Raw genomic sequence first — 19770 nt, forward strand, 5'->3', positions numbered from 1 at the left:
TCCCTCCTTATGTGGAAATGGCATTTTCGGCCACCTGTCTCGGATAATCTGTTTCGTCATCCGCAATTATAATTAGTTCCCCCCTTAAGCGGTCGTTTTCATCCTCTAATTCCTGACATCGTTTTGACCATTCGGCAGTAACAACATTTGTTGTTTTGTCTATTTCTTGCAATCTGGCAAACTCGGCTACATAGGGGAGCAAATTCTCTTTTGCAAAAGAAATATCACACTTCAAATCGTCTGGAGTTTCTTTCCACAACAAATCGTCGTGTTTAGGCAACATACTTACTAGACTGCGCATAACACTCGCATCAAGGAAGGACGATTCGCGTCTGTTCTGTGCTTTTATTTTCATCACGTCCACCCCACAAATTCTATTCTGCCCATGTCAAACTAACTCCAAGATAAAAGGATATTGATGCTCTACTTCCCTGCGCTTGATCTTGAATCCATCTGTCTCCCGGCCCTTTGCGTCCACGAAATGAACCGTCCCATCGGCGTGAAACTCTTGGAAATCGATCACCAACTTGGTTCCGCCTGGCAGATGAATAGGAACCTGGCGCAAGAAGAACAGCACCTCTCCTGCCTTAACCCTGAGTTTTAGTGCTGAGTAATAGTTGGCCTCTCGCTTTGAATCGAAACGGATGCCATCAACCACAGTGGGCTTTGCATTGTATTTATGCCGTTTGAAGTTGTGTTTCATGCGGAACATCCTGAGAACACCTTATTGATGGTGTCAGCCAATAGATCTAGCTCAGTCACCTTATGAATTCTGAGTAGCGTCTTATCTCCATGAACACCTAACGGCCCTCGATGAGCTTCAGGCGACAAGGGAATCACAAGATAATTACTAGCTCTCTCACTCATGCCCTGACCTTCGCGGATATGATGCAGTTCTACTGGACTTTCACCGGTTAAAGCACATGGCAATTGCGCTACTCTGTCCATGTAGGCTTTTTCTGACTTAGTTGCTGTTTTTTTTGCCACTACTTACTCCCCATAGCTACATGATATTCATCTGGATGAGCTAACATGATCTGCCTTTCAATCGCCCACCTATCTACTTTGTCCAGATACTTACTCATCTCATCGACCTTTAAATCACTGGTTCCTATCTGCCTGACCTTTGGTTTGCCATCGATCTCAACCACTTTTTTCGGTAAGAACTCATCCACTAACCAGTCATGTACCTCCGTGTCCGATATAGTTTGATCTGTGTTCTCAGTTAGAAAATCAGCTATCTCCCTGTACCACTTCCATGAAATTGAGTTTTGAGCCAGAGTCCTGGTTAATTTGTTTGGACGTACCTCTAGCAGCCACTTACCCTCTGGCGGCAATTTAGATAGCCAGTCCTTAACACGCGCTATCCCTTCCTTGTCTAAGATGATCTTGTGCTTCATTTAGTTACCAAGCTTTTGGAAGTAGACTTCAGCCATTTACACTCTCGCTCCTCTATAAGCCTTCTCTCATCTCTGCCAGCCAAGCATCAGCGACCGGTAACTCAAGGCCCTGCGACCGGAGTACTTCAGTATCGTTTTTGAAAATCGTCACAGTCATATCTACTGCGTCTATTTCATAACGCCAGATGTGACCGGAACATGTGTCTCTCTGTTCCAATATCATTTCGCGTCTTAGTGTTCTAAGCATTACTCGCCTCGGTATATTTCAAACGTGGCGCAATTGCCGCAATCAGGGCAAAACACTAACTTCCCTGTCTTTCTGATTCCGCGCCAGCCACAATTAGCACAAACAACTTTTCTCATAACTTCTTTCATAATCTCAGCTCCTCTCTATTTGCCTGGATCTCGCTAATAACTGTTATTTTGTGCTCGATTCATAAATCATATCGAACAGTTTCTTACTCACCATTACTGTGTCTTCTGTTAGCATTTCGTTTTTAATAATGCGCAAACCAGTTACGCCCATCACCATAAAGGCGTTAGCTGGTGCCTCTTTTGGCGCAAGGGCTTTAATTAATTCCTGAGCTTCTTTCAACATATCCACAGTGAGTGACTCGTCTGACATCTCGCCTAACTCGCTCTCATATTCCAGGCTTCACGGGCCTGTCGTTCATTATCGTATTCATCATGTGATCTGGCGTGACAGTCTTCGCACACAATGCCCCAATACTCATATTCACTATCACACTCATTAACTGAATAACCATCTCCACCGCAGAACGGGCACGATAACAATTCATTCTCATCATTCATGCTCTCAACTCCGATCTGCTTAACGTCGACCTGACCCACTCTGAGCCATTGTGCATAAACACCATGCCCCTGAGACCTACTTTGTAGTAACCGCCTTGATAGACATACTGAGCACCTGGAGGCGCGTAGTTATTGAGCATGTCCTTTGCGTTGGTTCGCCGGATCGCTCTCTCGATGGTTGATTTGTTGCAACCCCATTTATTTGCAGCTGCCTGAATACTTGGCATTGCCTTAACATCTGCAGCCATCTCTGCGTACTGCTCTTCTGTGTATTTTCTTTTCACACTAGATACCCGTGCCGGATCTGAGTAAATGGAATGTCATCCTGAAAATCATCTCCACCATGTGGAGCGGCTTGCGGGGAGGGCTGGCCGCTATCAGCCCCTTGACGACCACCGGAATCTCCAGTGGTTCCAGCAGCCCCGCCTCTGCCGTCAAGCATTTGCATTTCGTTGGCAACGATTTCAGTTGTGTATCTGTCCTGGCCATCCTGTCCCTGCCACTTACGAGTGCGTAGACTCCCTTCAACATAGACCTTGGAACCTTTTTTCAGGTACTCACCGGCAATCTCACCAAGACGATTGAAGAATACGATTCTGTGCCATTCTGTTCGCTCCTGCTGCTCGCCGCTGTTCTTGTCCTTCCAGCTCTCGGAGGTGGCCAGGGTGACGTTGGTGACCGCACCACCACTCGGCATGTAGCGAGTCTCTGGGTCTTTGCCGACATTGCCGATCAGGATTACTTTGTTGATGCCTCTTGCCATTCTCTCTACCTCTCAGATGTATCTTTGGTATCACACCAATCTTTAAGCCGCTGCAAAACATCGTTTGCTGTATGACCGTCCCATTCTGGGCCTCTATTCATCGTTGCGATGTTCACGCCATCTAGTAGATTCCACATATCAACTGGCAAATGGTAAGTGATGTCCCCTGTTGGTAAATGCATTCCTGCTACAAACCAGTTTTCAAGCATCGTTCCATCATGGTGATTATTAGCACGCCACGACAACTCAGGATTACTACGCATTAAAACGACAAACAAAAGACACCTATGGTCGTATAACTCACCAAATGTATGGTATCCATCTGATACTTCGTTCGTATCACACTCAATTTTCAGTTCACCCATTCTCTCTACCTCTCTGTGTTAGGCCGAGTATTTTGTGAGGCGATCTATCTCATAATATTTATGCCAAAATACGTCCTCCCATTCTCCGCTTTCTTTTAAAATAACCTCAGTGCTTCCCTCCTCTGGTAAATTAGAAAAATCAACATGGTTCTTTATTGCATCGATTACGAGGCTTATGTCGTCAACACCTCCTGGTGCATCAAGATTTAACGCCCCAATAAATCCACCCATTGTTAGGCTATATTCACCTTCTTCAGGATTGCACCCTCTTTCGGTGCCTATAAAAACCTGCACATAATTAATTTCCCTATCCGATAAGCGTTCTTTAATCATCTCTTCCATTGCTGCTATCCTCTCTGTGTTAGGTTGAGGGCTTCCCTTCCCTCTGTCGCTTGCCAACCAAACGATATTTATTTGCGGATCAACACAGTTGCCGCACCACTCCTGGTTACCCGGTTTTGTTCATAGTCCACTTTCACTGGCCCTGGATAGACAGTTACTTTGGTTTCCACATATACTGGCTCAATCGTCCCAGCAGCACCAAGACACATTACCCAGGTAGCAGCAGTGTTTTTACTTGCAAATACACCGTTTGGTTCAGCCTGTTCAATCGATGCCAAGGCACCACCGCCATTATAATTATGCTCATCGCCTTGTAGGTCGATATCTGTAGCAACAAGAGGGTTAGTTAAGCTCGTGTCGTATGGAATTCCGTATCCGTATGATGGGCAATCGCCTTCAACCATACCCCGATCCGATCGCCATACAGAGTGAGTAGCAGCTTTTTGATTGCGAACTTTGTAAAGCTCAATCACAAGGTGTCGTTCGAGAGACCAGTCAAAGGCAGGAATTGGCTGTCCTTTTTCGTATTGTGACTGCTGAGCTTGAACTCTTTGTGCATCACGGGATTCTGTAGTCTCTGCTGACTGACACCCGATCATGATCGTAGATAAAGCGATAGTAAAAATTAGGATTATGTATTTCATGTTACTGTTGACTCCGTGCTGTTTGAATGCGTACCCTGGCTGCCGCCGCCTGAGCTTCAAGATTAAAACGTGTATTCTCATCAAGATTAGGATTTGAAAGTTGCCGGCCTATCTCGGCTAGAGCGGCCTCATCGGTGGCGATGCGTGATTTGATTGACTCACTTCTCTGGTATGAGTTTTCAAACACCTTTCTTTCAACTACCGTTCCGCCGATCAAGCCAAGACTTCGCAGTCCAAAGCCAAGAAAAAAAAGAACAATCAAAACTCCTGCTATCAGAGGCAAGAATCGAAAAAACGTCCACCTCGCCTCAGTTGCTACATGTCCAGCTTCTTGTCTGTATGTACTCATATCTTTCTCCGAATCTATCTATGTTAGGTCGGGGAGACATCCCGCCTCCCCTGTCGCTGCTTTGACAACCAGCGCTGAATTCAAGCTCGCAACTGATGGCCCTGCTCACCAACCATCAGTCGCTTGACATTTGTGTGCAAAACCAAGCAGTTCTTGCCTATGCTCAAATGTCCAAACATGCACCAGGATTCTTTTTTCCTGGTAAGCCAGTCGGTCTATCATTTATGGGGCCGTACTGCTTTACAGTTTCATTCTCTTCCAGGTTTAGGGTTGTCCGACTAGGCCCGTTTTCAGATTTGAAATTCACTATAAATAACCCCTTCTCTTGGTGGTATTTAGTTACTTACGTTCCCGTAGATGATTAATGGCCGAAGATTGCCATCTAACCGCCTTCTCCAATGCTTTCGGTACGCCTACCATGATCATCCACTTAATGCCGTCATAGACAAGCATCCCTAGGATTACTGCTGACGTTGTTTCGTACATAGACATAACTAACCTCTCAAAACCTTCTTCTGTTCGTTCATCCGCTCGTTATCTGCTGAACGATCCCAGATAGACGTGTTCTAGACCTTCGATTTCCTCAATGAGCAAGCTTGCCAGTTCCTCACGTAACGCGATCTTATTGCGTTCAACACCAACCACTCGTGGCTTAAGCATTACGTTATCGCTGCGAGTAATCATGTCGAACTTTACATCGATTTCCTTCCTAGGGAGTTCATCGTAATAGCAAAATTCCATCGCCCTGAATCCGTGAACAGTCACTTCAGCCCCCCTTGCTTCGATCTCATCCAGTGATGATTTACTGTGTTTCATGTCTCCGACATGAGATTCGACTTTATGGATCTGCTCAACGGTCATTTTGCGGATAGAATAAATTGCTTTTGAAGTGGTAATATAATTCCCTTCACCATCATAAAAACTGAAGAAGCTACCCCACTCCTCCATCCAGGCCGCTAAATCTTCTCGCGCCCATGTGGTACTTGATAGTTCGTTAAGAGCATTCGCCTGCGGTGTCATCTTCATACAAAGTTTTGCCACATCATCCCCGCGCAGGGGGTTTCCATCCGAATCTTCGATATTGAATATCGCCTGAGCATTCATTGAATCCATCGATATGAACACGTGTGTATTATTATTAAAATCCTTGTTTGCGACGTACTTACAGAAAGCACTGCAGCTTGCTGTAATAAACTTACCACTGCGCCAGCGTCTTATCTCACTGAAGTCGTACATGTCCTTGAAATTAGTTCCGTCAGGAACCGCTAACACTCGATCTCCTCCGTACAGTGTTGTATTCAGTTCTTTTAGGACACTCTGAGCGTTGATTTCTTTAATTGCTGATTGATCCATTAGCTTTCATTCTCCACATTGTTTTTTCCGGCAAGCGGAAACATGTCGTTCTGGTTATCAGGGAAAAGCGTTACCCGGCCTCCCTCATTAACGTACATCGGAATCACTTTAGTCCGATCCTCAGACACAGATCCGTGCATCTTTGGTATTTTGTAATTAAGCTTTGCAGCAACCAGAACTTGGTTTGCGCCGTTACCATTCCGATTGAATGTTAGATCAAGCGACACTTTTGCACTTACCTTCGGTCGATGTTCGCTGATATTGATAACGGCTGCCGCTGCATCGCTGATCACTCTTGAAAACTGCTCCTCGATGATTCCCGCATCGAGATCACTAATAAACTGTGGTATGTCTGTTAATTTCGTCATTTGTTAATTCCTCTTTGCTGATTCATCAAGTCCACCAGCTTTTGTACGTTCTTAGCGCCTCGACGCTTTCTCATTCGCTCTTTTGCCTTCCGCCATTCATCTCTTCCTTGTTCGCTTGCGTACTTAACCCAATACCTTGCTTCGCATTCGAGGCGGTGTTGTTCGGCTTCTATCGCCATAGTGCATTTCTGGGTTAAAGATTCTGCCTCTTAATAACTTCATCAACGCTCTCAGGCATTCCCACTCGGCTCTCTGATGGCTTAATCTCTCTTGCTGGCAGATCTTCATCAGTCACAACCTTTCCGCGATAGCTATCCCAGGTAAAAGCAACCACCGCTCCGCCACCTTCACGCAACCGATCAACAACCCTTACGCCGATATATTCAGATAATTCGGTCTCGCTAAGATTTGAGACAATAATTGTCGGCTTCATTGATTCGTATCGGGTGTTAATGATTTCAAACAAGATCATCTTCTCGGCCTCAGTCCCAAACTGAACGCCCACCTCATCAAGGATCAACAGGTCTGGATCTGACAGCTCATTAATCGCCTCTAGTTCAGTCCTATCTGAATCTCTGCGGTATGTCTCCTTAACCGTCCTTACCGCTCTCAGCACCGTCATGAACAGAGCTGTATATCCATCTCGTAACACGTGGTTTGCTATTGCAGTAGCGAGATGAGTCTTACCTGTTCCTGGAAGTCCGCAGAAAACCAATCCACCCCCCTGAGCTAACCTCTCCTTGAAGTCAGTCGCATATTTCCTGGCCACGGCAAGCGCCAACTCTTGGCCACCATTTCCAGCCCTGTAATTCTCAAGGCTCCGGCCTTTGTATCTTTCCGGGATGAGCGACTGCTTAATTTTCCCCTCAATCCTGCGCTTTCTCTCTGCAGCCCTTCTCGCCTTCTCTTCTCTTTCGCGCAATGCTGCCGCTTCCTTTTCGCATTCTGGGCATTGAGTTGTCCTGTACTTGTTGCCAATAATCAGCACGCGCTTAGCGGTATACTTACCATGCTGTTCGCATACCGCCTCAACCTCGTCGATCTCTGGCGCAATTGCCTCTTGCTTTTCTGTGCGAACGACTTTCGTTCTCTCCATGACTCGCTTCAGCCGATCATCAAGACCATCATCACAACCATGAGATTTCTTCTGCTGGGGTTCCGGTGTATGTTTTTCCGCTGAAGTCTTCATTTGCTTTTCCCTTCGGTGCCTGTTTGTGATTGGTGTTAATTCTCTTAGCGTTCAAGTCGTCGAACTTAGCTCGCAACTTTGCTGGTGATCTGATATTCGTTTTCCAGAAGTCATCGTTATGCGCCCACAGGAAAACCGCCTTGATGTCTTCAGGCGATCGATGGTCAATCTCTTTCATCTTCCTGAGATCTTCAGCCCAATTCTCCAGGTTCGGTTTCTTTTGCCCCGGCGCCATACCATCGATATGTTTCCACATCCATGATGCTAATCCGGTGTTTTCAGGGGACTGTTGATTCTTCTTCCGTTTCGCCACTAAGGTTTCTGTTTCTGTTTCTGTTTCTGTTTCTGTTTCTGTTTCTGTTTCTGTTCTTGTTTCGGAACCCTTCGATAACCCTTCCGAAAGGGTTTCTGTTTTTTTGGGGAATTTACTAGGAAACCTGGTTTTTTCTTGCTCTACTTTTTCGACCACCTTGCCCTTAAACTCTACATTATCAGGGAGTTTTCCAGCTTCCTTTGCAGCGCCTATGATCTGGTTTGGATTCTCAAGCTTGTTGTACTTTAAGAAATTCGGGAGATAGACATACTTTGTCTTGTTGTCATACCTACAAACACCCTTGTTAAACAGTTCCTGTAACTGTTCGTTAACTGTTTCGAAACCCTTTCTTAAGTCTTCCACTATGTAAGCAACTGGAAGCCTGAAACAGCCGATCATGTTGGTATGTGGCCCAGCGATTAGATAAGCAGCAAGAACCCTTCCTCCGTCACTCAAACTAAGAATTGTGTCGCTGGTCCAGAACGAATGATCTAGTTGCCCATACTTTCTCATGTGGTTTACACCAACCGATACCGGGCCAGCTTTGTCTTGCCGGACTGCATGGTTTCGATATCAATCCCCATTTTTCTAAGCTCCCCTATTCGTGATGCGAGTCTGTAACCCGTCGGGAAATCGAGCGCAGTAATCCCAGCCTTTGGTCTACGCTTCAGCTTCTTGAGTACGCGGATTTTTTCGCTCATAGTGACAACCTATTCTGCGTGACTGATACAATCATCTGTGCATTACTTTCTGAATCTAAGTACGCTGGAACTTGGACGTTTACCAGTTCTTTTCCTGACACGCTTCGCCAAAGCATCACTGGCAAGCTTCTCGACTGCTTCATCTAGCGTTATTCCGTATTGCTCTGCGCAAGCGGCAACTAACGCCAGTTCACTGTCAGATAGGCCTAAAGTGTGCTCTTTTGAGGGCCCTCTTAAGCCCCTCTTGTTGACCTTCTCAGGCACTACGCAGGGCCTTTAAGTTGCCTTCAACGGCATATCCCATCGGGCTAGACTGATCACCAAAGAGCACTAATTGTGCTTGCTCAAGGATCAGTTCACGTAGCAAGGCAGCACGCTGTTCTCCGGTATAATCAACAAGGGCCTGAATCAAATTATGTTCCTCTTGACTCAATCTGATCTTCACAATATGAGACCTGATTTTGGCTGGGTCCGCGTACATGGTTACGTCTCCTTAGTGAGACTGTTCACTGGTAAAAAGAAAGGCCGAGGCCCGGGGTTGAGCCTCGACCACCAATGGGGCTTGGCGCCCCTGAGAGGAGTAGAAACACCCGCCACAAACTGTGTTGAGAAAGGTGACGGGGTTACACACACCTTACTGTGTGCCCGGTTGAGCAGAAAACCATCCAGACTGAGATTTGTGTACCTCATTTCGATACCCAACAAGACCGCTATCCAGTCTTCTTTAATTCACTATCAGCTGAGGATTTATCCACAAGATAGTCATGAAGGCGCTGGATTCTATTAACTCCTGGGTCTTTGATCTGGCCAGACGTGAGCTTGTAGAACCAGCGAGTAGTCAATCCAAGGTCTGCGCAAATTTTTGTGACAGGAACGCATGTATTGGCGATCAACTTGAACGTTTGAGCGAGAAGGTTTTCATCTTTCATGCCATGAGTATGGAATATAGTTCGCACTTATGTCAAGAAATACAGTTCGCATGAAAAACATATTACGCAGTTATTACATTAGAATTTTGAATATGAAAAAGAGAGAACTAGCCGCCGAGGCATTCGTTGATAATCTGAATGCTTTGATTAAGTACATTGAAATGGAAAGCGGAAAAGAGCCTTCTAACAGGGAAATATCTAAAGGCCACGATGTTTCAGATCGAATGATAGGAAAGATCAGAAATAGGGACTCTATCCCCACAATCGATAAAGCCGACGAAATTGCTCAGTATTTCAAGCTCCCTGCATGGGTGTTATTGCTGCCAGGACATCCCAACCCATCACAGTTGCTTTCAGGGGATATAGAGCAGTTGCTCAGTGATTATATAAAATCTGATGCTTTAGGTCGGCAGCAGATCCTAGCGACCGCCAAGCACGAAAGTAGGCGAGCCACCCATCTTGCTGGATTACCTGAAACATATGATGGTGGTAAAGCAAAAGACCCTACCAACCACAAAGACCAAGGCCCAAAGACCTTTAGTCAGAAGAAAAAGCCTACCAAGAAGAAGTAAATGCTCCTTAGGACAGCCAATACCTAATCTTTGCCGCCATCTCTATATGACTATCTATTACCGGCTTCAATTCGGGATTTTCCAACCCAGCCAGGTAGACTGCATTTAGTTCCAGTATGTCTGCAAAATTCACAAGCGTATCTTTCGCGGACATTGGGGCATTCAGGCCGGATATGTTTTGCAGCCTGGTCACCTCTTGATGGATCTTGAGGCGCACCTCTGCTGCTGGTGTCGTTCTTATTTCAATTACATGCGGGCGCGTACTGCTGCTCCATGTGGTCTTTTTCATTCCTTTCTCCGTTCGGTTGACCTTGATCAATATTTGATCAATCAAATCAAAATTGTACAAGGGTAAATATATTGCACCTTGTTCAATTAAGTGCGTCTTTTGCCGCTAATAAAGCATGAAACGACTATTTCAATAGAACTAAACGACTGGATTGATATGTATGATCTCGGCCCCATCGCCGAGCGACGGAAAGAAGCACGGAATAAACTTGGGATTACACAGAGAGTAGCAGCAAAGAGATGTAATGTCTCGCTGAAAACGCTAAAGAACTACGAAAAGAAAGGAATCAGGGATATTCTGACGCTCGATAAAATGTGTAGGTGCTATGGCATCACAATTAATCTTCGTGTTGGATCTAAATAAAAGGCTTTATTTATGGGATATGCAACCACATTACATACCCAAGCACTGGGATCATGACTAGTCCTAGTGTACTTAACATCCAATAATAATTCCTCAGGCCTAATTTGCCCTCTATTAGAAACCATACTATCTGAGTTGCCAAAGCTATCAGGAACAAAACCCCTGAGTTGGACCAGCTAACAACTACCCCCCAATACACCAAAAACCCAAAACCATAAAGTGTTGATATTAATACATAAATACTTAACGAAACTCTGAAAATTGCGCTATCACCTTGAAAGTTTTTTAGGTGCAATTTCTGATAAAACAAAAATAAGCTAAATACCGAATACGCCACCACAAGCTGAACAGGCAAATCCATTTTTCAATCCTTTTTTTTGATCAATAGATTATATGAAATTCAGTGCGAACTATTTTTCTTGACTAGTTGCGAACTATGTTTCATACTTCATCCATACATACAAACAACGCACCAGGAGAGATAAGTATGGATTTGAATGATATGACAATCGGCCAGGCTAAAGAACTGGCATCGATGTTCGGCGCTAATCAATCTTGCCGAGACCGTCACCCCCTACATGGGAAAAAGGCTGTTGCTGTGCTGCCCCACGGGTTTATTCATTTCGGCACACTGAAAGATCAAGGAGGACGCTACATGCTGGAAGATGCAAGTAATCTACGTTATTGGAAACAAAGAGATTCAGGGCTGCCAGAGTTTGCATTAAAAGGGCCGGTTGAGTCAGACAAGATTGACAAAATAGGAAACGTCCATCTTGAAACTGTTCTGTTTTTTTATCCTATAGGTGACTGGTCATGAGTCGTTCCGGTTACGGTTACGGTTCCGGTTACGGTTACGGTTCCGGTTACGGTTCCGGTTCCGGTTCCGGTTCCGGTTCCGGTTCCGGTTCCGGTTACGGTTCCGGTTACGGTTACGGTTCCGGTTACGGTGACGGTTACGGTGACGGTTACGGTTCCGGTTACGGTTACGGTTACGGTTAATCACATGGAAGCCCTAGCAATATTCACAGTGACACTAGTCGGTTATCTGGTGCTGGAAAAGATCTTCAAGTGGGAGAGTTAAATGATTGAAGCTGAGAAAAGTCTGCTCAATGACGATTATGACGACGATCCCATTGATATAGAGACCTCAGAAATCATTGTGAGGATCTGTAAGGACGAGGTTGACGGTCAGCCAGACCTAACCGAGATAGCGGAAATGGCAAGGTACGGGGGTAGTCATGAAGACGCAGCTTCAGCCCTTAGAGACCTGCTGAACAAGTTTGAAGAGATCATATACAAGGAGAGATCCAGTGGACCAACCAAACGATTACAGCAAATCAGACGATCGTATGAAATTTTACGAAGAGCAGACGGGTTTTGATGTACAGAGCGCACAATTCGCCCTTGTTGCAGGGTCCATTATCTGGGTTGTATTTATCGGCTTAATCATATGGTTCTTATCATGACTAAATCGCAGAAAAAGAGTTTGTCTGACAAGCTGGATGACGCAAAAACAGCGATTATGGAAGATGATCAGTCTGAAGCATCATTCATTCTAAATGATGTCTATGAGTCTCTTAGAGAGCCATATAACCGGAAGATCATAAACGACTTATCTTTTTTACACCAGGCAGAGTGATTAGCGGCAAGGGCTCTTGGCAAAAGCTGGCAGGCCTTATGGTTCCTCTCCTAGCCTTTATGGAGTAAGGGAGTGTATAGCCCTTGACCACTGAACATTCGGGAGCAAGCAAATGAGTGAAGACAGTGAACTGTATGTTCTCACAGCCGAGAGGGATACATATGAGCCTAGGAATGACAGTCGTAGCATCGTTTTTGAGCAATGCCTGGACCATGGAGCTGGAACGCTCGAAAGCGTAAAAGCATTTCAGAAAAGACTTGATGACAGATTCGGAAAAACCAGAATCGCAAAGCTGGTTTTCTTAGATGAATAACGGGAGAGTGATGTGAGCAATACAAATGAGAGTCAATTGGTAGAGGTTGAGAATACTCAACTGGCAACCACCCAAAGCAACGGATCTGCGATTACACCAGCCGGTATGCTCCAGATTGCTGTTGAGAAAGGCGCAGATTTGGACAAGCTTGAGAAGCTGATGGAGTTACAAGAGCGCTGGGAAAAGAATGAGGCAAAGAAGGCATATACGGATGCCATGTCTAAATTTAGAAGTGAATGCCCCACTATCCTTAAGACCAGACAAGCACATAACAGCACCTATGCTGGACTAGCTGAAACGATCAGCCAGATTAAAGGACTGCTTGCAAAAAACGGACTGTCTCACTCATGGCGAACAGAGCAAGGCGACAAAACCATAACGGTTACATGCTGCATCACTCACAGTGAAGGCCACAGTGAGTGTACTTCTTTGTCTGCTGGCGCTGATTCGTCTGGTAGTAAAAACAGTATTCAAGCTATTGGCTCAACAGTCACATACCTGGAGCGCTACACCCTGGTCGCTATCCTTGGTTTGGCGTCATCTGATCAAGATGACGATGGAGTTGGTTACTCATCAAATGTCGAGTATATCTCAAAAGAACAGGAAGCAAACCTGGATAGTCTTATTTCTGAGGTTGGGGCAAACAAAGCTAACTTCCTGAAGTATCTCAGAGTTAAAGATCTTAGCCAGCTTCCAGCAAACAAATACAATGGCGCGGTAAAAAGCCTAGAGAAAAAGAGGAAACAGTAATGGAAAAACAGATCCAAGCGTATAACGAGTTTCGCGCCCAGTTATCCGAACTAAAGGAATTAAATGACAAGCTTGTCTTCAATTACGAAGACCCGACTGATAACAAAGCTGCGCGCAGTCATGTATACAAACTGCGTCAAACAAAGTCTGCGATTGAAAAGACCAGAAAGAAAGAGAAGGCAGAGAGCTTAGAGTATGGTAAGCGCGTTGACTCAGAAGCCAAACAGATTGTCGTTGAAATTGAGTCAATGATCAATGTTCACGCTAAACCACTGGCAGAACTAGAGCAGCGCGAAAAAGACCGTATCCAGCAACATAAGGATCATATTGAAGGCATGCGAAAAGTCGCTGAACAAACCGAACATCCAGACGGCAGGATGCTGACTGCTGCAGAATACAAGACTTCCCTTGGTTATCTCGAAGGATTCGACGTTCAAGATATGGAGGAGTTTGCTGGAGAGGCCGCAGTTACCAAAGACGAATGCATAAAGTTTGTGCGCCGTAGATTAGATGAGCGAATCAAGTATGAAGAAGAGCAAACTGAACTTGAAAGGCTCCGCATTGAGGCCGAAGAGAGGCGTCAAAAAGAACGCGATGAGCAAATAGCAAAAGAAGCAGAAGAGCGCGCAAAAAGAGAGGCCGAAGAAAAGGCAAAAGCCGAACGAGAGCAGGCAGAAAAGCGCGAACTGCAGTTAAAACTTCAGGCTGAAAAAGCTGAGCGTGAAAAAGCAGAGGCCGAAAGGCGTGCTGAATTGGCAGCGAAGGAAGCCGAGGAGAGGACGAAACGTGAAGCTGAACAAGCCAAGCAGCGCGAGGCAGATGAAGCAGCAAAAAGAGAAGCTAACAAAAGACACAAGGCCAAAATCAACAGAAGCGCTCTGCAAGCATTTGTTAAGGGCGGATTGGACGAAGGTGCAGCAAAGCTTGCCGTGGAATTGGTTGCTAAAAAATCAATCCCGAACGTGACTATCTCATATTAATAGGTATTTATCATGGATCAACTCACAGAAGAATGGTTCTCAGCTCGCTGCGGAAAGGTTACCGCCTCAAAGGTCTGCGATGTTGTCACCAAGACTCGCTCGGGCTGGGCTGCATCAAGGGCTAACTATATGGCGCAGCTTCTTGTTGAACGCCTCACTGGCACCAAAGAGAAAGGCTATACAAATGCCGCTATGCAGTGGGGCATTGATACCGAACCGCAAGCAAGAGACGCCTATGTATTTATGACTGATAACGAGGTTGAGCAGGTCGGCTTTATTGATCATCCATATATTGCGATGTCTGGAGCCTCTCCTGATGGGCTTGTCGGTGATGATGGCCTGGTCGAGATCAAATGCCCCAATACAGCAACACACATAAATACTTTTATAACCGGAAAAATCGACAAGAATTATATCGACCAAATGCAATGGCAAATGGCATGCACACAGAGAGCATGGTGCGATTTTGTGAGCTTCGATCCAAGACTTCCTGAAGAATATCAACTCTTCTTGAAGCGTGTGGAATTTGATAAGAGCAGGGTCAATGAACTTGAGGAAGGTGTCGTCGGATTTAACACCGAACTACAGTCAATGATCAATGAGCTTAAAAAGGCCGCAGCCTGACCACCCACCAGGGCGCAATGGGATACAGAGGATAGAGGATAGAAGCGATGTTATATGACAAACCACCAGAAAAGATTTACCTGCAGTATCACGGTGATGCTGATCCTAATAATGAGCCAGTGAATAGTGACGATGTAACTTGGTGTTGGGATCGGATATTTGATAGCGATATCGAGTATGTGAAATCGCCTTCTGATCCGGGTGGTTATCAGGACGCACAGACAGCCGAGGTTATACCGACCACAGCGGATTGCGAAGAAGCGCTGAGAGAGATAGCCAGGAAAGAAGGATTATTGCCAGCGTCTGCTTCACCGACCTTGTTACCTTGCGGCTTTCACCCTATGGCAACCGCGCCCAAAGATGGCACCAAGATCGAGATACTGTTTCAGCACTTGAATTACTACTACGCCGGAGAAAATGACCGTGACAGATGGCAGGAAGTGTGCGAAGCGTACTGGACAGATTTCAATAATGGCGGGTGGGTATGGCATGGCATTGCTGGCGTCCCTATCTGCTGGAGACCGACAAGGTAACGACTAGTGTTCAGTGGCAAGGGCTTGGGGCGTGATGCCTTACCAGCATCGGATGTCCAAAACAGCAGGGGTTTCCTGCTGATGGTATGCGGAGAGTTAACCGAGCCCTTGACCACTGGAACTACTGGTTAGTAATCAAGTGAGGGCATTGGCACTGTGTTTAGCAGGGTAGACATTGCGGAACCGAGGATAGCAGAACCGCCCGGGGTGGAAAAATCACGAGCGAAACCTCTTGAGGTGCCTAATTCGCCAGGGAACCCACTTGAGAGTCTGAGCACCCTCTGTTGGTGCCCTCACTTGATTATTAATAAGAGAGGTAAGCAGCGATGAACACATGCAGAGAATGTAAATATTCAGCGATAGATGGCGGAAGCACCTCACACATCAGGTGCTTGGCCTTTCATAACGAGGTAGCAGATATCAGAAATGGGCTTATAGGAGACTGCCAAGCCTTCGAGCAAAAGGAAGCGTCTGCTTCACCGGCTGCTTCAATGCCAGACACTGTATTGATTGAAGCAGCCGTTTCTTTTCTTGCCGGTAAGTTCTATTGCGAACTTAGTCAGAGAGAGCATTCGATGTATGCGGCAGCTAAAGAGGGCGGTCGAATGTGGTGCGATGGAATCGGAAGGCTTCGGAGGCATTGAACGATTAAGTTTTGCGGCCGGAGAGAACGAAATGAGCAATGTGAATGTAGTGAGCGATGATCCGAAAGAACGCCTGGTTAAGTGCCGTCAGTTATCGGAAGCAACAGAAACTGATTGGTGTTTGGCTGAAGCTTGCCGCGAATCATTGCGCGAACATATGAGGTTACTGAAAGATGCTCAGAATCGAATCGCTTACCTCGAAGACCTAAGAATCAATGAAATTGTCATTGGTGATCGGATGGTTGATAGCAATGGCGATGCACGGGGAACGGTGCTGACAAGTACGCACTGGGATAAACGAATACAAGAGGCTGGTCTATCAGGACAATGGTGCCAAATCATTATCAGGCCAGTGAGCACTTAACAGAGCGTTATACAGAAACATTCCATTTAACTACCCGAGTAAACAATGGGGTTATGTGGGGCGATAGAGAGAGGGTATTGAGATGGACCAAGAGAAATCAACCATAATCACGATGTTCATTCATCATCTACAGACAAAAGGATTATGGCCATGCTTCATGCAGGTCGGCGAAGAGCCTCAGCCAATAGATCACAATGAACTGTTTAAGCTGAGGGATGAGTTTATTGGAAGGCGAATAACCGGCCCTGAAGATAATGAGGTGATGAGATGAAACAGAGCATCTACACAGTCCACGCCTATCGATGGGGCGACAGAGAAAATCATAGTTATTTGGTTGGTGTGTACTCAAAGAAGCATAAAGCACTGTCAGCATCTGAAGCCGAAAAAGAGTACCGAGGTGGAAAATACGAATGTGAGGTTATTGAATGGATACCTGATGGAAAAAACGAGGATGGTAGTCCAGGTATGCCATACAAGATTATTAAGTCGCTACCCTGACCTGTATAGATGAGGTGATGAGATGGGAATCGAGTATAAGGTATTTATCATAAATATGGGGCTGTTTATTTTTTTTACGATGATGGCCCGGTGGTCATCCAGCGACCAGCAGAAACGTCAAATTGTCAATAATGGCGTATTTATAAGCTGGGTTGCTGTGACTTTGTTTTCTGTCCCATTAGCCCTGATATGGTTCGTGTTGAAAAGCTAATGATCGTCCCCCTAAAAGACTGGAGAGAATGATGGCAGACTTTTTATTCAAGATTAAGCTGTTGTGGTGGTTTGTCGATGAGGCCATCCGTAATTGGCGCAATGAAGTGTGGCAGCGTGATTTGGACGAACGGTACTGTTGTGACGGGAACGAATGCGCCTGCGGAGGGGTTACGGTCAGGGAAATGCACGAAGGTATTTATGATCAATACCCGCCAGGTAGAGATTGAATGATCGTCCCACTAAAAGACCTTAAAGAGCTGACTGAATTATGAATACGCACGGATTAAGAATCGACTTCGGAAAACACAGAGGCGAACTGTTCACGCGCATACCAGTTTCATATCTGCGCTGGATGGTCAATGAGAAAGCGCCGCAATGGGAAGTTGCTAAGGCCGAGTTTGACCGTCGAGGCGACACCATGCCAAAAGTTGAACTGTCTGGTCACGCCATTGATAACGCAAGCCTTCGGGTTCGCAAGATCTGGCATGAAACCAGAGGCAAGGACGAAGGTTTATACACCTGGCTACAACGCATGACCCTTGAAGCCAGGGAGAAAGGCGAGCGATTGGTATCAGGAAAGATCAAATACAAGGGTATGAAGTTTGTTATAGCCGAAGGTGAAGAGTTTCCGATCCTAAAGACGATTATGAGGTAATGATGATTGTACCTTTAACAGCGCTTAAAGAACTCACAGACTGCGGGCAGAGACATACCATGATCCAGTGGTTTACTGACCGTGGGTGGAAATAGACACATGGGACGGAAGCGATTAAAAGACTCAAAACTCCCTCAAAGAATGCTCTTCAAACACGGGGCATATTATTACGTCAAGGGAGGCAAGTGGACTCACCTATCAAGTGCTTTGTTTGCTGCTCTGCATAGGCATGGGAGAATCGATGCTGGTCACTGCTCAGAGGATGAGATCAGATCCTGGAAAAATCCCAGGACAAAGAAGAGAAAGAGCGTCAACATTCATGCGCTAGAGGAAGCTAATAGAAGATATGCTGCCAGGCTTGATAGAGGCCCGACATACTTCGTAACTCACAGAACAAAATTAGTTAAGCAGAGAACTCCAAAGTGGGCTGACCTGGAGGCTATTGGTCAAGTATATGAACAAGCCGCAAAACGTAGAAAACAAACCGGAAAAGAATTTCATGTCGATCACATTATCCCTCTTCTAGGCGACCTTGTTAGTGGGCTACATGTCCATAACAACCTACAAATAATTTCTGCTCAAGAGAATCGCAGAAAGAACAACCGATTCGAGATAGAATGATGTTCCTAGAGCCTGAAGAAATTGAAACGCTGACTGGGTACAAAACCCCTAGACGCCAGATAAAATGGCTTCAAGCGAACGGCTACCCGCATGAGGTTGGGGGCGACAAGCAGCCCAAGGTGCTCCGCTCCCTTGTTGTGTCACGCCTGGGTGGTGTGGTAGAAGATCAGACCCCTGAACCCAAATTGCACCTATGAGAATCAGAAAGAAAGATACCCACCTGCCCCGCTGTGTGCATCACAAGCATGGTGCCTATTACTATGTGAAGGGTGGGAAGTGGACTCCTTTGGGCAAGGTTCTCCACAAGGCACTGGAGGAGTACGCCAGAATCATCCAGCCACAAAAGGGCATGGAGAGACTCATTGATAGGGTGATCGAAGATGCACAGGAGCGCGTGAAACCCAACACGCTGAAGCAATACAAACAGGTATCAACCACTATCAAACTGGCGTTTCGTGACTTTGCCCCTGCCCAGGTTCGGCCAGAGCATATATTCCAGTTTCTCGATCATCACCGGAAAACGCCCAACATGGCCAACCGAATGAGAACGGTTCTCAGAATGGCGTTCACCCATGCGCTCAAGGCTGGTCAGTGCCAGAGCAACCCGGTTGACGCTATTCCGCGGTTTAGTGAGAAGAAACGGGATCGGTATATTAAAGACTCAGAATATAGAGCGATCTGGAATGCAGGCTCCCCGACTCTCAGGGCTATTATGGATATGGCCTACTCTACAGGGCAGCGGATTGGTGACGTATTGGCAATCAAGATGCGCGACATCTCGAAGGGTGGCATTGAGTTCAAACAGGAGAAGTCCAGTAAGAAGTTGATGGTCAACTCCCAGATGGTGCAGGACTCAGTGAAAGCGGCTAAGGCGCTCCACCCAAAGAATGTGATCCCTACCTATTTACTTGGCCAGCATAATGGCAAGATCAGGAGCTACCGCGGTACGAGAGATCTGTTTGATCGCGCCGCGGCAAAGGCAGGGGTCAAAGACGCGCACTTGCACGACCTGAGAGCTAAGGCTATCACCGATGCCAAGAAACAGCATTTGGACCCTCAGAAACTGGCGGGACACACCACTGAGGCGCAGACAGTAACGTACATCAGAGGCCGGGAAATCGATGAAGTAACCGGGCCTATTTTAGACAGAAATGGTTCATTTTAGACAGATGTTTTGTAAGCA

At 46.1% G+C, this 19770-nt stretch carries 36 protein-coding genes; 17 read left to right on the top strand and 19 right to left on the bottom strand.

All coding sequences use genetic code 11. From position 1 onward, the window contains the following. Positions 1-7: 7 nt before the first annotated feature. The 18 genes from AC4IE8_RS20400 to AC4IE8_RS20485 all read right to left on the bottom strand — a co-directional run bounded on the left by AC4IE8_RS20400 (position 8) and on the right by AC4IE8_RS20485 (position 9081). Positions 8-355, bottom strand: a complete 348-nt coding sequence (locus AC4IE8_RS20400; protein WP_490791884.1) for a hypothetical protein — start codon at positions 353-355, stop codon at positions 8-10. Positions 356-388: 33 nt separating this feature from the next. After that, complete coding sequence (locus AC4IE8_RS20405; protein WP_490791885.1) at positions 389-703, bottom strand: DUF1064 domain-containing protein; 315 nt, start codon at positions 701-703, stop codon at positions 389-391. Next, positions 700-987, bottom strand: coding sequence for a hypothetical protein (locus AC4IE8_RS20410; protein WP_490791886.1), 288 nt, complete (start codon positions 985-987; stop codon positions 700-702). Before AC4IE8_RS20410 ends, AC4IE8_RS20405 begins: the two co-directional genes overlap by 4 nt. After that, entirely contained in the window at positions 987-1400 is a 414-nt protein-coding gene (locus AC4IE8_RS20415) for a NinB/YbcN family protein (RefSeq protein WP_490791887.1), read from the bottom strand. Before AC4IE8_RS20415 ends, AC4IE8_RS20410 begins: the two co-directional genes overlap by 1 nt. 418 nt (positions 1401-1818) lie before the next feature. Next, positions 1819-2025 carry a hypothetical protein gene (locus tag AC4IE8_RS20420; protein ID WP_490791888.1) on the bottom strand — a complete coding sequence of 69 codons (207 nt, stop codon included), beginning with the start codon at positions 2023-2025 and terminating at the stop codon, positions 1819-1821. A gap of 5 nt (positions 2026-2030) precedes the next feature. After that, entirely contained in the window at positions 2031-2213 is a 183-nt protein-coding gene (locus tag AC4IE8_RS20425) for a Lar family restriction alleviation protein (RefSeq protein ID WP_490791889.1), read from the bottom strand. 280 nt (positions 2214-2493) lie between these two features. Further along, positions 2494-2976 (bottom strand): single-stranded DNA-binding protein, encoded by a 483-nt coding sequence (gene ssb, locus AC4IE8_RS20430; protein WP_490791890.1) that lies wholly within the window; start codon positions 2974-2976, stop codon positions 2494-2496. A gap of 5 nt (positions 2977-2981) precedes the next feature. Further along, complete coding sequence (locus AC4IE8_RS20435) at positions 2982-3341, bottom strand: WDGH domain-containing protein (protein ID WP_490791891.1); 360 nt, start codon at positions 3339-3341, stop codon at positions 2982-2984. 18 nt (positions 3342-3359) lie between these two features. Then, on the bottom strand, positions 3360-3683 hold the full coding sequence (locus AC4IE8_RS20440; protein WP_490791892.1) for a hypothetical protein: 324 nt from the start codon (positions 3681-3683) through the stop codon (positions 3360-3362). Positions 3684-3751: 68 nt separating this feature from the next. Further along, positions 3752-4327 carry a hypothetical protein gene (locus AC4IE8_RS20445; RefSeq protein WP_490791893.1) on the bottom strand — a complete coding sequence of 192 codons (576 nt, stop codon included), beginning with the start codon at positions 4325-4327 and terminating at the stop codon, positions 3752-3754. A gap of 1 nt (position 4328) precedes the next feature. Beyond that, positions 4329-4676 carry a hypothetical protein gene (locus tag AC4IE8_RS20450; protein WP_490791894.1) on the bottom strand — a complete coding sequence of 116 codons (348 nt, stop codon included), beginning with the start codon at positions 4674-4676 and terminating at the stop codon, positions 4329-4331. A gap of 534 nt (positions 4677-5210) precedes the next feature. Further along, positions 5211-6029 carry a DUF2303 family protein gene (locus AC4IE8_RS20455; RefSeq protein WP_490791895.1) on the bottom strand — a complete coding sequence of 273 codons (819 nt, stop codon included), beginning with the start codon at positions 6027-6029 and terminating at the stop codon, positions 5211-5213. After that, on the bottom strand, positions 6029-6397 hold the full coding sequence (locus tag AC4IE8_RS20460) for a YfdP family phage-associated protein (RefSeq protein ID WP_490791896.1): 369 nt from the start codon (positions 6395-6397) through the stop codon (positions 6029-6031). Before AC4IE8_RS20460 ends, AC4IE8_RS20455 begins: the two co-directional genes overlap by 1 nt. Next, positions 6394-6576, bottom strand: a complete 183-nt coding sequence (locus AC4IE8_RS20465) for a DUF7696 family protein (protein ID WP_490791897.1) — start codon at positions 6574-6576, stop codon at positions 6394-6396. The genes AC4IE8_RS20460 and AC4IE8_RS20465 overlap by 4 nt, the downstream gene beginning before the upstream one ends. Before the next feature lie 14 nt (positions 6577-6590). Further along, positions 6591-7586, bottom strand: a complete 996-nt coding sequence (locus AC4IE8_RS20470) for an ATP-binding protein (protein ID WP_490791898.1) — start codon at positions 7584-7586, stop codon at positions 6591-6593. After that, positions 7525-8412, bottom strand: coding sequence for a phage replication protein O (locus AC4IE8_RS20475; protein ID WP_490791899.1), 888 nt, complete (start codon positions 8410-8412; stop codon positions 7525-7527). The genes AC4IE8_RS20470 and AC4IE8_RS20475 overlap by 62 nt, the downstream gene beginning before the upstream one ends. 5 nt (positions 8413-8417) lie before the next feature. Beyond that, positions 8418-8600 carry a winged helix domain-containing protein gene (locus AC4IE8_RS20480; RefSeq protein ID WP_490791900.1) on the bottom strand — a complete coding sequence of 61 codons (183 nt, stop codon included), beginning with the start codon at positions 8598-8600 and terminating at the stop codon, positions 8418-8420. A gap of 256 nt (positions 8601-8856) precedes the next feature. After that, on the bottom strand, positions 8857-9081 hold the full coding sequence (locus AC4IE8_RS20485) for a hypothetical protein (protein WP_490791901.1): 225 nt from the start codon (positions 9079-9081) through the stop codon (positions 8857-8859). Positions 9082-9621: 540 nt separating this feature from the next. On the opposite strand from AC4IE8_RS20485, the gene AC4IE8_RS20490 reads away from it, so the two are divergent. Next, a complete protein-coding gene (locus AC4IE8_RS20490; protein ID WP_490791902.1) occupies positions 9622-10101 on the top strand; it encodes a hypothetical protein in 480 nt (159 codons plus the stop codon). 7 nt (positions 10102-10108) lie between these two features. Here AC4IE8_RS20490 and AC4IE8_RS20495 read toward each other — a convergent pair whose 3' ends face one another. Next, positions 10109-10390, bottom strand: coding sequence for a hypothetical protein (locus AC4IE8_RS20495; RefSeq protein ID WP_490791903.1), 282 nt, complete (start codon positions 10388-10390; stop codon positions 10109-10111). A 156-nt stretch (positions 10391-10546) separates the two neighbouring features. Between AC4IE8_RS20495 and AC4IE8_RS20500 the strand changes: the two genes are divergently transcribed. From AC4IE8_RS20500 to AC4IE8_RS20575, 16 genes are all read left to right on the top strand, one after another. After that, positions 10547-10753, top strand: coding sequence for a helix-turn-helix domain-containing protein (locus AC4IE8_RS20500; protein ID WP_490791996.1), 207 nt, complete (start codon positions 10547-10549; stop codon positions 10751-10753). 487 nt (positions 10754-11240) lie between these two features. After that, the gene (locus AC4IE8_RS20505; protein WP_490791904.1) at positions 11241-11570 is read left to right on the top strand and encodes a hypothetical protein; all 330 of its coding nucleotides are present in this window, start codon (positions 11241-11243) and stop codon (positions 11568-11570) included. Further along, positions 11567-11752 (top strand): hypothetical protein, encoded by a 186-nt coding sequence (locus AC4IE8_RS20510; protein ID WP_490791905.1) that lies wholly within the window; start codon positions 11567-11569, stop codon positions 11750-11752. Before AC4IE8_RS20505 ends, AC4IE8_RS20510 begins: the two co-directional genes overlap by 4 nt. A gap of 82 nt (positions 11753-11834) precedes the next feature. After that, a complete protein-coding gene (locus AC4IE8_RS20515) occupies positions 11835-12134 on the top strand; it encodes a hypothetical protein (protein WP_490791906.1) in 300 nt (99 codons plus the stop codon). A gap of 370 nt (positions 12135-12504) precedes the next feature. After that, on the top strand, positions 12505-12705 hold the full coding sequence (locus AC4IE8_RS20520) for a hypothetical protein (protein ID WP_490791907.1): 201 nt from the start codon (positions 12505-12507) through the stop codon (positions 12703-12705). Positions 12706-12717: 12 nt separating this feature from the next. Then, on the top strand, positions 12718-13455 hold the full coding sequence (locus tag AC4IE8_RS20525; protein ID WP_490791908.1) for an ERF family protein: 738 nt from the start codon (positions 12718-12720) through the stop codon (positions 13453-13455). Next, on the top strand, positions 13455-14435 hold the full coding sequence (locus AC4IE8_RS20530) for a hypothetical protein (protein WP_490791909.1): 981 nt from the start codon (positions 13455-13457) through the stop codon (positions 14433-14435). Before AC4IE8_RS20525 ends, AC4IE8_RS20530 begins: the two co-directional genes overlap by 1 nt. 12 nt (positions 14436-14447) lie before the next feature. Next, positions 14448-15059, top strand: a complete 612-nt coding sequence (locus tag AC4IE8_RS20535) for a lambda exonuclease family protein (protein WP_490791910.1) — start codon at positions 14448-14450, stop codon at positions 15057-15059. 47 nt (positions 15060-15106) lie between these two features. Beyond that, the gene (locus AC4IE8_RS20540) at positions 15107-15592 is read left to right on the top strand and encodes a hypothetical protein (RefSeq protein WP_490791911.1); all 486 of its coding nucleotides are present in this window, start codon (positions 15107-15109) and stop codon (positions 15590-15592) included. A 579-nt stretch (positions 15593-16171) separates the two neighbouring features. After that, positions 16172-16600 carry a hypothetical protein gene (locus AC4IE8_RS20545; RefSeq protein ID WP_490791912.1) on the top strand — a complete coding sequence of 143 codons (429 nt, stop codon included), beginning with the start codon at positions 16172-16174 and terminating at the stop codon, positions 16598-16600. A gap of 267 nt (positions 16601-16867) precedes the next feature. Further along, positions 16868-17098 carry a hypothetical protein gene (locus tag AC4IE8_RS20550; RefSeq protein WP_490791913.1) on the top strand — a complete coding sequence of 77 codons (231 nt, stop codon included), beginning with the start codon at positions 16868-16870 and terminating at the stop codon, positions 17096-17098. A 242-nt stretch (positions 17099-17340) separates the two neighbouring features. Further along, a complete protein-coding gene (locus AC4IE8_RS20555) occupies positions 17341-17538 on the top strand; it encodes a hypothetical protein (RefSeq protein ID WP_490791914.1) in 198 nt (65 codons plus the stop codon). 41 nt (positions 17539-17579) lie between these two features. Beyond that, a complete protein-coding gene (locus AC4IE8_RS20560; RefSeq protein WP_490791915.1) occupies positions 17580-17966 on the top strand; it encodes a hypothetical protein in 387 nt (128 codons plus the stop codon). A 99-nt stretch (positions 17967-18065) separates the two neighbouring features. Beyond that, complete coding sequence (locus AC4IE8_RS20565; RefSeq protein ID WP_490791916.1) at positions 18066-18587, top strand: hypothetical protein; 522 nt, start codon at positions 18066-18068, stop codon at positions 18585-18587. Then, positions 18587-18784 carry a DUF4224 domain-containing protein gene (locus AC4IE8_RS20570; protein WP_490791997.1) on the top strand — a complete coding sequence of 66 codons (198 nt, stop codon included), beginning with the start codon at positions 18587-18589 and terminating at the stop codon, positions 18782-18784. Before AC4IE8_RS20565 ends, AC4IE8_RS20570 begins: the two co-directional genes overlap by 1 nt. Continuing rightward, positions 18781-19752: a tyrosine-type recombinase/integrase gene (locus AC4IE8_RS20575; RefSeq protein ID WP_490791917.1), complete on the top strand. Its 972-nt coding sequence runs from the start codon at positions 18781-18783 to the stop codon at positions 19750-19752. The genes AC4IE8_RS20570 and AC4IE8_RS20575 overlap by 4 nt, the downstream gene beginning before the upstream one ends. Positions 19753-19770: the final 18 nt, after the last annotated feature.

The organism is Candidatus Thiodiazotropha sp. AKAK2, from assembly GCF_058244685.1.

Coding starts and splice junctions, on each gene's coding strand:
- AC4IE8_RS20400 (WP_490791884.1), bottom strand. CDS start 355: ATGAAAATAAAAGCACAGAACAGACGCGAATCGTCCTTCCTTGATGCG.
- AC4IE8_RS20405 (WP_490791885.1), bottom strand. CDS start 703: ATGAAACACAACTTCAAACGGCATAAATACAATGCAAAGCCCACTGTG.
- AC4IE8_RS20415 (WP_490791887.1), bottom strand. CDS start 1,400: ATGAAGCACAAGATCATCTTAGACAAGGAAGGGATAGCGCGTGTTAAG.
- AC4IE8_RS20420 (WP_490791888.1), bottom strand. CDS start 2,025: ATGTCAGACGAGTCACTCACTGTGGATATGTTGAAAGAAGCTCAGGAA.
- AC4IE8_RS20425 (WP_490791889.1), bottom strand. CDS start 2,213: ATGAATGATGAGAATGAATTGTTATCGTGCCCGTTCTGCGGTGGAGAT.
- ssb (WP_490791890.1), bottom strand. CDS start 2,976: ATGGCAAGAGGCATCAACAAAGTAATCCTGATCGGCAATGTCGGCAAA.
- AC4IE8_RS20435 (WP_490791891.1), bottom strand. CDS start 3,341: ATGGGTGAACTGAAAATTGAGTGTGATACGAACGAAGTATCAGATGGA.
- AC4IE8_RS20440 (WP_490791892.1), bottom strand. CDS start 3,683: ATGGAAGAGATGATTAAAGAACGCTTATCGGATAGGGAAATTAATTAT.
- AC4IE8_RS20445 (WP_490791893.1), bottom strand. CDS start 4,327: ATGAAATACATAATCCTAATTTTTACTATCGCTTTATCTACGATCATG.
- AC4IE8_RS20450 (WP_490791894.1), bottom strand. CDS start 4,676: ATGAGTACATACAGACAAGAAGCTGGACATGTAGCAACTGAGGCGAGG.
- AC4IE8_RS20455 (WP_490791895.1), bottom strand. CDS start 6,029: ATGGATCAATCAGCAATTAAAGAAATCAACGCTCAGAGTGTCCTAAAA.
- AC4IE8_RS20460 (WP_490791896.1), bottom strand. CDS start 6,397: ATGACGAAATTAACAGACATACCACAGTTTATTAGTGATCTCGATGCG.
- AC4IE8_RS20465 (WP_490791897.1), bottom strand. CDS start 6,576: ATGGCGATAGAAGCCGAACAACACCGCCTCGAATGCGAAGCAAGGTAT.
- AC4IE8_RS20470 (WP_490791898.1), bottom strand. CDS start 7,586: ATGAAGACTTCAGCGGAAAAACATACACCGGAACCCCAGCAGAAGAAA.
- AC4IE8_RS20475 (WP_490791899.1), bottom strand. CDS start 8,412: ATGAGAAAGTATGGGCAACTAGATCATTCGTTCTGGACCAGCGACACA.
- AC4IE8_RS20480 (WP_490791900.1), bottom strand. CDS start 8,600: ATGAGCGAAAAAATCCGCGTACTCAAGAAGCTGAAGCGTAGACCAAAG.
- AC4IE8_RS20485 (WP_490791901.1), bottom strand. CDS start 9,081: ATGTACGCGGACCCAGCCAAAATCAGGTCTCATATTGTGAAGATCAGA.
- AC4IE8_RS20490 (WP_490791902.1), top strand. CDS start 9,622: ATGAAAAAGAGAGAACTAGCCGCCGAGGCATTCGTTGATAATCTGAAT.
- AC4IE8_RS20495 (WP_490791903.1), bottom strand. CDS start 10,390: ATGAAAAAGACCACATGGAGCAGCAGTACGCGCCCGCATGTAATTGAA.
- AC4IE8_RS20500 (WP_490791996.1), top strand. CDS start 10,547: ATGTATGATCTCGGCCCCATCGCCGAGCGACGGAAAGAAGCACGGAAT.
- AC4IE8_RS20505 (WP_490791904.1), top strand. CDS start 11,241: ATGGATTTGAATGATATGACAATCGGCCAGGCTAAAGAACTGGCATCG.
- AC4IE8_RS20510 (WP_490791905.1), top strand. CDS start 11,567: ATGAGTCGTTCCGGTTACGGTTACGGTTCCGGTTACGGTTACGGTTCC.
- AC4IE8_RS20515 (WP_490791906.1), top strand. CDS start 11,835: ATGATTGAAGCTGAGAAAAGTCTGCTCAATGACGATTATGACGACGAT.
- AC4IE8_RS20520 (WP_490791907.1), top strand. CDS start 12,505: ATGAGTGAAGACAGTGAACTGTATGTTCTCACAGCCGAGAGGGATACA.
- AC4IE8_RS20530 (WP_490791909.1), top strand. CDS start 13,455: ATGGAAAAACAGATCCAAGCGTATAACGAGTTTCGCGCCCAGTTATCC.
- AC4IE8_RS20535 (WP_490791910.1), top strand. CDS start 14,448: ATGGATCAACTCACAGAAGAATGGTTCTCAGCTCGCTGCGGAAAGGTT.
- AC4IE8_RS20540 (WP_490791911.1), top strand. CDS start 15,107: ATGTTATATGACAAACCACCAGAAAAGATTTACCTGCAGTATCACGGT.
- AC4IE8_RS20545 (WP_490791912.1), top strand. CDS start 16,172: ATGCGGCAGCTAAAGAGGGCGGTCGAATGTGGTGCGATGGAATCGGAA.
- AC4IE8_RS20550 (WP_490791913.1), top strand. CDS start 16,868: ATGAAACAGAGCATCTACACAGTCCACGCCTATCGATGGGGCGACAGA.
- AC4IE8_RS20555 (WP_490791914.1), top strand. CDS start 17,341: ATGGCAGACTTTTTATTCAAGATTAAGCTGTTGTGGTGGTTTGTCGAT.
- AC4IE8_RS20560 (WP_490791915.1), top strand. CDS start 17,580: ATGAATACGCACGGATTAAGAATCGACTTCGGAAAACACAGAGGCGAA.
- AC4IE8_RS20565 (WP_490791916.1), top strand. CDS start 18,066: ATGGGACGGAAGCGATTAAAAGACTCAAAACTCCCTCAAAGAATGCTC.
- AC4IE8_RS20570 (WP_490791997.1), top strand. CDS start 18,587: ATGTTCCTAGAGCCTGAAGAAATTGAAACGCTGACTGGGTACAAAACC.
- AC4IE8_RS20575 (WP_490791917.1), top strand. CDS start 18,781: ATGAGAATCAGAAAGAAAGATACCCACCTGCCCCGCTGTGTGCATCAC.